The 8,468-nt window shown below is 69.9% G+C and carries 5 protein-coding genes and 1 pseudogene; 2 read left to right on the top strand and 4 right to left on the bottom strand.

What is annotated here, in order from left to right:
* The first annotated feature begins 101 nt into the window (after positions 1–101).
* Positions 102–543: pseudogene (locus ABD54_RS27585) on the top strand (DNA polymerase beta superfamily protein).
* Between the two features lie 1,858 nt (positions 544–2,401).
* Here the strand turns inward: ABD54_RS27585 and ABD54_RS28395 are convergent.
* On the bottom strand, positions 2,402–2,590 hold the full coding sequence (locus ABD54_RS28395; protein WP_160313093.1) for a hypothetical protein: 189 nt from the start codon (positions 2,588–2,590) through the stop codon (positions 2,402–2,404).
* Between the two features lie 719 nt (positions 2,591–3,309).
* Between ABD54_RS28395 and mgtA the strand changes: the two genes are divergently transcribed.
* Positions 3,310–5,964, top strand: a complete 2,655-nt coding sequence (gene mgtA, locus ABD54_RS23815; protein ID WP_268778205.1) for a magnesium-translocating P-type ATPase — start codon at positions 3,310–3,312, stop codon at positions 5,962–5,964.
* A 296-nt stretch (positions 5,965–6,260) separates the two neighbouring features.
* Here the strand turns inward: mgtA and hemC are convergent, their stop codons facing one another.
* The 3 genes from hemC to ABD54_RS23800 form a co-directional block, all read right to left on the bottom strand.
* Positions 6,261–7,238 carry a hydroxymethylbilane synthase gene (gene hemC, locus ABD54_RS23810; RefSeq protein ID WP_047871770.1) on the bottom strand — a complete coding sequence of 326 codons (978 nt, stop codon included), beginning with the start codon at positions 7,236–7,238 and terminating at the stop codon, positions 6,261–6,263.
* 123 nt (positions 7,239–7,361) lie between these two features.
* Positions 7,362–7,871 carry an NUDIX domain-containing protein gene (locus tag ABD54_RS23805; RefSeq protein WP_235432173.1) on the bottom strand — a complete coding sequence of 170 codons (510 nt, stop codon included), beginning with the start codon at positions 7,869–7,871 and terminating at the stop codon, positions 7,362–7,364.
* Positions 7,872–8,075: 204 nt separating this feature from the next.
* A partial coding sequence (locus ABD54_RS23800) for a phosphatase PAP2 family protein (RefSeq protein WP_047871769.1) occupies positions 8,076–8,468 on the bottom strand: 393 nt, incomplete at its 5' end.

Here is an 8,468-nt window from a genome sequence, read left to right as displayed (position 1 = left end):
TACGAAAAGCACTCGTCCCCCGCCCCCGCGGCCGATAGCGCGCCCGGCAGCTCCCCGACCAGCGCACCCGGCACCCCACACCCGGCAGAATGGAGCCGCGGATGAAGCACTCCAGCCCCGAGTTCGAACGGATCGCGCACGAGGGGACCGTCCTGCGGTGCCGGGTGGGCTCCGAGGCCCACGGCCTCGCCCTGACCGGCCAGGCCGACCGCGACGAGATGGGCATCTGCGTCGAACCCCCCGAGTACGTCATCGGCCTGCGCCCCTTCGAGCAGTACATCCACCACACCCGCCCCGAACACACCCGCTCCGGCCCCGGCGAACTGGACCTGACCGTCTACTCCCCGCGCAAGTGGACGCGCCTGGCTGATCGCACTGCGCCGCGGCGAGCACAGCCGAGACCAGGCCCTGGACCGGGCACGCGAACTCGAACAGCGCCTGGCCGGGCTGTGCCGGACCTGCGACCTGCCCGCCGAGCCCGACCACGCCTGGGCCGACGGCTGGCTGGTCAGCACCCACCAGCGGGCCTGGGCCCGACGCTGACCGGCCCCGCGGACCCTCCTCCACGGACCGCCCCCGCGCCCGTGGTCACGACCACGCTGGTCACAGCGGCCACCCGACGCAGGATCACGGGGGGACCGGGATAGGGTGAACCCCCGAAGAGGTAGGCGCCGCTCCCGGCTCCTCCGGGCGCTCCCCGCACGGCGGACGCCGCGCACCGCGCCCGGGAACGACGAACACTAAGGAAACACCATGGTCGGAACCATCGCCTTCGTGCTCATGGTCGTGGGCCTGACGATGATGCTCGCCACCGGGCTCATCGCGGCCGTGATCAAGACCCGCTAGGGCAGCACGACCAGGCTCGGTGACGGGTGCGTCCCCACGGCCGCACCCGTCAGACCGTCCCCACGCGAACCCCGCAGCCCCGAAACGCTACCGTGATCCCCGTGAACGACGCGTGGCTCAACAGCGGAGCGTCCGGCTTCGGCCCGGGAGAGTCCGGGGACAGGTCCCGGCGCGCTGGCGTGGGCGACACCCCCCACGCGCGCCGACCGGGGCTACGCCGACGTACGGCTGGCCGAGGAACCGGCCATCGCCCTCGCCCGGCTGGTCGCCGCCCACCACCGGGCCTTCAGCCGCAGGCGCTCCCCGCTCCTGCTCATCGCCGTGCACCGGGGCCGAACAGCGCGAGGCGACGGCGTGGTCGGGGACTGGCCGCCGACAGCACGGGGTGACCGGTGCGGGGCATCCGTCCACGCTGCCCCGCACCGGCGGTACGGGCGCACCCGCACGGATCCATTTTACGGACCCGGGGGGAAGGGGGGCCAGCGGTCCGGGAAATTCGTGCGGTGTTCGGTTCCCCGAAGCGAGGTCGACCCGAAGGCGCGCGAGACGGAGGGGGTCCGATTCCAGCCGCCTTCTTCCGGTTCCTGTTCCCTGAGACCGAACACCGTTTTCATTTGCTTTGTCACTGCTTGTTCTCCCTTAGTGATAACACGAGGAAGCCCTACCTTTATTATGTAGATTCGCAGTTGCCGAAACCAGGTCGCACCCCCGGCTCCAGGTTCGCGCCGTGCGGACGCGCCTCGGGCCTGGGGCCGACCCGGGCCGCCTGGCAGGTGCGCACGCGGCCCGGTCGGCCGTGGTCCGTTCGGGTTCGCAGGGGAAGGTCGGGGCTCGTTGGCGCGGCTGGCATGGACCCGGGGACGCCCGGGTACGGCCCTGAAGCCGCGACGGGGTCCCCTGGAGCGCGAATGCCGGCTCCGTCTCCGACACGCTCCCCCGACCAGCCGCGCCGGTCCGGTGGGTGCCGCCAGCATCCAACGGCATGCCCCCGGCAGACAACCCCAACGGCACCCCGGTGCACAGGCGTAGGCATTATTCCCCCGCGCGGACCACGACCCCAGGAAGGTCCAGGTCCGGTCGGCGGCATCCGTTCGAGGACAGGGCCGAAAGGACTGCGCCCCCCCGTTCGCGGCGGTTCCCTCCCCCGCACGGCCCCGACGGCGGAAAGGACGCGGGCCCACGAAGGACACCGAGCGGATATTCCCGGCTCAAGGGACGGATATCGGTGTTTCGCGGGTGCGCGCGGGTTCTTGTGCCTAGGCTCTCCGCCGTATCCGCGGCCGACGCGGACGTCCCCGTCGCTCCCGATCGGCCGTGCCCCGCTCCCCCGGCCCGAAGGAGTGTCTCGTGACGGGTGTGATGGAGACTGGTGGTGTGTCCTGCGTTTTTCGGAGTCGGATTTCTGGATCCTGGGACCACGTGACCCTTGAAGGAGGGCATCGTGGGACGTCGTGGATACCCGGCCGAGTTCCGCTCCAAGGTCTTGGACCTGGTCCAGGCCGGACGCAGCGTCGCGGACGTGGCATGCGATCTGGACATCTCCCGCCGAGACGGTCTACGCCTGGCGGCGCCAGGACCGTATCGACCAAGGCCTGGCCCCGGGCCTGACCAGTACCGAGAGGACCGAACTGGCCGTGGCCAACAAGCGCATCGCCGAGTTGGAGGCCGAACTGGCCATCCACCGCCGGGCCAGTGAGCTGCTGGGGAAGGTGGTGCCCCCAAAAGACGGTTCGAGGATCGCCACAGCCAGAGCGTGCCGCGACTCTTCAGCGGAGCCTCACCCGCTATCACGCACCAACTCGTTAGGCCCGGCGATCGGCTTCCTGGGCCAGACGAAGGTAAAATCCCTTGCAAAAGCCCGGCTGGTAACGGCTCCGAAGATGTGGGCTGCTCCCACTGGCTTCGATAAGGGTCATGAGTCCCAATCCGTATCCACTAGGCAATGCGTACGCTGTGCGTAGCCGTTCGCACGGGGCCGCGGTGGTCGGGAACCCGGTATGGCGAGACACCGCTGGCCCGTGCCGTTGAGAGGAAGCCGGGGCCCTTCTTCTCGGCCAATGCCTCGGAGTCCATCGAGATGATGGTCGGGGTGGGGCCCAGCCGATTCGGGAGCTGTTCTCTGAGGCCCGCGAGGTGGTGCCCGCCATTGTCTTCATCTCATCGACCGGGCCCGCAGCGCCCATCTGCTGACCACACTGTTGAAACAGGTGCGCGAGACCTTCGGCCTGGCCACCGACACCGTCCTGGAACGGTGTCCAGGAACCGGTGACAGTCCCGCCGACGAGGCGCTGCCGCGCAGGCTAGAGCGTTGGCACAGGCGGACGCCCTAGGCATGGTGAGTGCCGCGCCGACGGGGAGCGCCTACGTAGGACGGAAAGTGACGATCGTCCTGGGGGCGGAGGGCCTCCGACTCCTCGCCTCCCGTCCAGCGGATGGCGATATTGGGGCTGAGGGGAGGTCGGTGTGCCGTCAATAGGCGCTCGTGAAACCGGAATCCCAGTCGCGCAGCCGCTGGAGCCCACCACGGCGGCCTCGCAGCCCGTCCGGGACGTTATGGCAGCACTGGGCACGGAAGGCAACGGCCTGACTGCGGAACAGGCACGTTTACGGCTGGAGAACCTGGGGCCAAACGCCGTGCGCTCGCACCGCACACGCCCCGTGGCCGTGCTGCTTCGGCAGCTGCGCTCACCGTTGCTGTTCCTTCTCGCGCTGACCGCCGCGGCCTCGTTCTTCCTCGGGGAGCACACCGACGCCGTGATCATCGGCGTGATCCTGGCGGGCTCGGTCGGGCTCGGCTTCGTCAACGAGTACCGCGCCGAGAGGGCGACGCAGGCACTGCACGAACAGATCCGGCATCACGCCGTTGTCGTCCGCGACTGCCGCCCGCAGGAGGTCGACGTCATCGAGCTCGTATTGGGCGACGTTGTGGAGCTGAGACAGGGCGAGGTCGTGCCGGCGGATGTCCGCCTGCTCACAGCTGCGGGGATGGAGTGCGACGAGTCGGTCCTGACCGGGGAGTCGGTTCCTTCGGAGAAGTCGTCCGAGCCGGTGCCACCGGGCACCGCGCTGGCGGAGCTGGCCAGCTGCGCGCTCATGGGCACGGTCGTGCGGTCGGGGTACGGGCGCGGCGTGGTGGTGGCCACCGGTGGGGCGGCGCAGTTCGGCCGGGTCGCGCTCGGCTTGGGGAAACGCCAGCCGCAGACCGAGTTTCAGGTCGGGCTGCGCAGGTTCTCCCTACTCCTGGTGCAGGTGGCCGGGGCCCTGACCTCCTTGATCTTCGTGGTGAACGTCCTTCTGGGCCGGCCGGTCATAGACGCGCTGCTGTTCTCGCTGGCCATCGCGGTCGGCATCTCGCCGCAGCTGTTACCGGCGGTCGTCTCGACCAGCCTCGCGGCTGGCTCGCGCCGACTTGCACGGCACAAGGTCTTGGTCAAGCGGCTGGTGTGCATTGAGGACCTGGGCGATGTCGAGGTCCTGTTCACCGACAAGACCGGGACTCTCACCGAGGGCCGGATCAGCTTCATGCACGGGCTCGGCCCCGAGGGCGAGGCCTCGGAGGAGGTCGTCCCGCTCGGCCTCGCCTGCACGGACGCCGCAGTGGAGAAAGGGCGGCCGGTCCGCGCCAGCCCGCTGGACACAGCGCTGTGGGAGGGGCCGCTGCCGGAGGGGCGGCGAGAGGTGGCCGAACGCTACCGCCGACTGGCCCTCCTGCCGTTCGACCACGAGCGGCGCATGGTCTCGGTCTTGATCGAGGAGGGCCCGGACACCCAGATGATCGTGACCAAAGGCGCCCCCGAAGCCGTGCTCGCGCGGTGCACCGGGGTGCCCGACGGGGCGTCCACGGCGTTGGAGGCCGAGTTCGCTGCGGGCCACCGCGTGGTCGCCCTCGCCACCCGGTCGGCGCCTGGGCAGTCCACGCTCGCGGCCGTAGACGAACGGGATTTGCGCCTGCGCGGGTTCCTGGTCTTCCTCGACCCGCCGAAAGAGACCGCCCGGGAGGCGCTCACCCGCTTGGCCGAACTTGAGGTCACGGTGAAGGTGATCACTGGGGACAACCCGGTGGTCGCCACGCGTGTGTGCGCTCAACTGGGTCTGCCGCCCGGCGGCACGCTGACCGGAACCGACTTGGACACCCTCAGCGACGAGCGGCTCGCGGAGCTGATACCGGCGACCACCGCGTTCGCCCGGATCGGTCCGGAGCAGAAGGCGCGCATCGTGCGCGTGCAGCGGGGCGGGGGCGTCGATGTCGCCTTCTGCGGCGACGGGGTCAACGACGCCCTGGCCCTGCACTCCGCAGACGTGGGGGTGTCCGTTGACTCTGGCACCGATGTGGCCAAGGACGCCGCCGACGTGGTGCTGCTGGAGAAGGACCTGCTGGTGCTCGCGGACGGCGTCGTCGAGGGGCGGCGCATTTTCGCCAACACGATGAAGTACGTGCTGATGGGCACGTCCAGCAACTTCGGCAACATGTTCAGCGCCGCCGGGGCATCGGCGTTCCTGGGGTTCCTGCCGATGCTGCCCTCGCAGATACTGCTCAACAACCTCCTCTACGACAGCAGCCAGTTGGCGATCCCCACCGACAACGTCGACGCCGAGCAGTTGCGTCGGCCCTCCCGGTGGGACGTCAGCCTGATAAGGCGCTTCATGCTGTTCTTCGGGCCGATCAGCTCGGTGTTCGACTTCGTGACCTTCGGCGTGATGCTGTGGATTTTCCACGCCGGGCCGGAGCTGTTCCGTTCTGGGTGGTTCATCGAATCGCTGGCTACCCAGACCCTGGTGATATTCGCGATCCGCACCCGGCGAGTGCCCTTCATACGGAGCCGGCCGAGTGTGCCGTTGCTGGCAGCGGCGCTCGGAGTCGTGGCCGTGGGGGCGGTAATTCCAGCGACCCCGCTCGCGCCCGTGCTCGGGTTCACCTCCGTACCGCTCGCGTTCTTCCTGTTCCTCGCGCTCATGGTGGTCGGATACCTCGTACTCATCGAGGTGACGAAGAGGTGGTTCTTCCGCGCCGCAGCCCCCTGTGTGCCGCAGGAGCGTGGGCGCCGCCCAGGGCACCACATCCACCGACGTGCCGCACGCTTTAGCACGGCCGGTCCCCTGGAACCACCGCCCCCGTGATGAACCGGCCAGCGATCTCCGAAGGCGACGGGGAGGTGCCGGTGGGCGTGTCGCTCTCCACGATGATCTGCGCGGGCTCGTCTTCGGCCTGCGTGCTGTCCTCAGTGGGCTCGCCGACCTCTTACCTGGCTGAGGACTGCCGCGCCCAGGGGTTCCTCATCCGTTGCCTGCCAACGCAACGCACCGCGCTTCCGCTCACGGGCAACAGACGCACGGGGAGGGGATGTAGTTTTCGGAGTGGCCCATGGTCGCGAACCTACCGTGACCTTGCGACATCGGAGTGTGCACCCCTGAGCTCACAGCGGTGCTTGTGCGCTTCGCTGGGTCAGGGGGCGCTGTGATGGGGATGCGGTGCGCAACTCTTCGAGCAGGGGGATCGCTCCGCGCTCGCGCAGTTCGTCGGCGACTTGAGCCCCCAGCGCCTCGGGGTGCTGCGGTGATCCGGTCTTCTCGGCCCGTACCACCCGGCTGCCGTCGACAGCGGTGACCTGGCCCAGCAGACGCAGCGACGATCCCTCGACGACCGCCATCGCCCCGATCGGCACGTAGCAGCCGCCCTCCAATACAGCGAGCAGTGCGCGCTCGGCGCGCACCGCGGCGTCGGTGGCCGGATCGTGCACGACCGACAGCAACTCCTGAAACCAGGCGTCTTCAGCTCCGGTGCGGACCTGCACTCCGAGCGTGCCCTGAGCGGGTGAGGGCGGCCACTCCCAGGGGTCCAGGACCTGGGTGATCTGGTCCGACAGGCCCAGCCTGCGCAGCCCCGCGGCGGCCAGGAGCAGCCCTGCCCAACCCTTCTGGCGCATCTGACGCAGGCGCGGGGGCACGTTGCCGCGAATGGGTGTGGGGCGCACGTCGGGGCGAGCGCGCAGGAGTTGGCCGATACGGCGCGGGGCGCTGGTGCCCACCCGAGCGCCTGGGGGCAGGGTGCCCAGGGTGGCGCCGCACAGGGCGTCGCGCATGTCGTGGCGCGCGGGCACCGCCGCCAGCACCGTGCCGGGGTTGGGGGTGGTGGGCAGGTCCTTGAGAGAGTGGACGGCCACGTCGATCTCTCCGGCCAGCAGGGCGGCTTCGACTTGGGAGGCGAACACGCCGGCGCCGGAAGCGGACAGCTCAGCCAGGCTGGTGGTGCGGTCCATGTCGCCGGTGGTCATGATGGTGCGTTGGGTCCAGGACACGTCGGGGTGGGCGGTGTGCAGTCGGTCGAGGAGTTCGCCGACCATGGTCTTGGCCAGGTGGCTGCCGCGTGAGCCCACCCGTACGGTCCGCGCCATCGCTGTACCCTCTCCCCCGCTGGGTGTGCTGTACTCCAGCAGCAGGCTAGGGGCCTGTACGGGTGTGTGTCCGGGCTTCGCCCAGATCGGTGCCGGAAATCCCCGTCCCTTCGAGGGGTGTGGTCACCACCCGTGTGCGGTGTATCGGGCGTGGGAGATCCAGGTTCGAATGCCTTCGGCCGGGTACACGATGGTGTTCGCCGGTAGGTCGGTGGGGACGGCCCAGGAGAGTCCAGCGCACTTGTCGGGCTCGCGGTTGTAAGGCTGGCCTGACCGTTGCTCGCAGGCGAAGAGGACGCCGATGCGGGTGTGGTCGGCGTCCTGGCGGTGGTGGATGAGAGCGACCATGTACAGCTTGGTGGGGTCGATGTGCACCCCGGTTTCCTCCCACGCCTCACGTGCGGCGCCCTGGTCGAGGGGCTCGCCCTCTTCGAGGTAGCCGCTGGGCAGGTGGAGTTGTCCGGCCCCGTACCGGCCGGGGCCGCGCTCCAGCAGCAGACCGGGCAGCGGAAGGACCCGGACCGGCCCGACAACCTGTGGCGCCCCTGGACGGTGTCGGGGGCCGCAACCACGGGCTTCGAGGAGCCTTCGACGACCGCTCTCACCACCACAACCCGCAGCTTTGGTGCTCACACCACCCGGTACCGGCCTCGGCGCTGGTCGCGACCGCAGTGCGCGGGGCCGCAGAGGCCTGCTCTCGTACCTGCGGCGGCGCGAGTGAGCCCATACAGCCACAAGCACGGTGAGGCATATCAAGAGAGGAGGACAGACGCTCACGGCCCACGCGCGCGGACGCAGCGGCGGCAGACGGCTTCGCGCCACTTCCAGACAGAACGTTCAGGACGCGGCCGGAGGGGTTCTCGATGCCGGCGGGCCCTCGGCGCGCAGCCGAGGCCACGTATTGCCCAGGGTGAGCACGAACGCGCCTGCCAGACCGCCGAGCATCCACCCTCCGAGAACGTCCGTCGCCCACCCCGCGCCCAGGTAGACCACTGCACCACCGACCAGTCCCGCCCACAGCACCGCAACCGTCCACCAGGCCACAGCCCTGCCCCAGGTCACCGCGCGCTCTCCGCCCAGACAGGCCACCACCGCGGCGACGGCGGTCGCACACGCCACACCCAGATCGGGGAAGGTTCCCAGCGGCGGGGCGCCGACCACCGCGTACTCGGACGCGGGCCCGGGACGGCCGACTAGGGCGGCGACCGCCAACCCCACCCCCACCGTGAC

Source organism: Nocardiopsis sp. RV163, assembly GCF_001029525.1.
Lineage (GTDB): Bacteria > Actinomycetota > Actinomycetes > Streptosporangiales > Streptosporangiaceae > Nocardiopsis > Nocardiopsis dassonvillei.
This window is presented reverse-complemented; position numbering and strand designations above follow the sequence as displayed.

Excerpts from the sequence above, each read along its gene's own strand:
- hemC (WP_047871770.1), bottom strand. The coding sequence starts at position 7,238 with ATGGCGCGGACCGTACGGGTGGGCTCACGCGGCAGCCACCTGGCCAAG.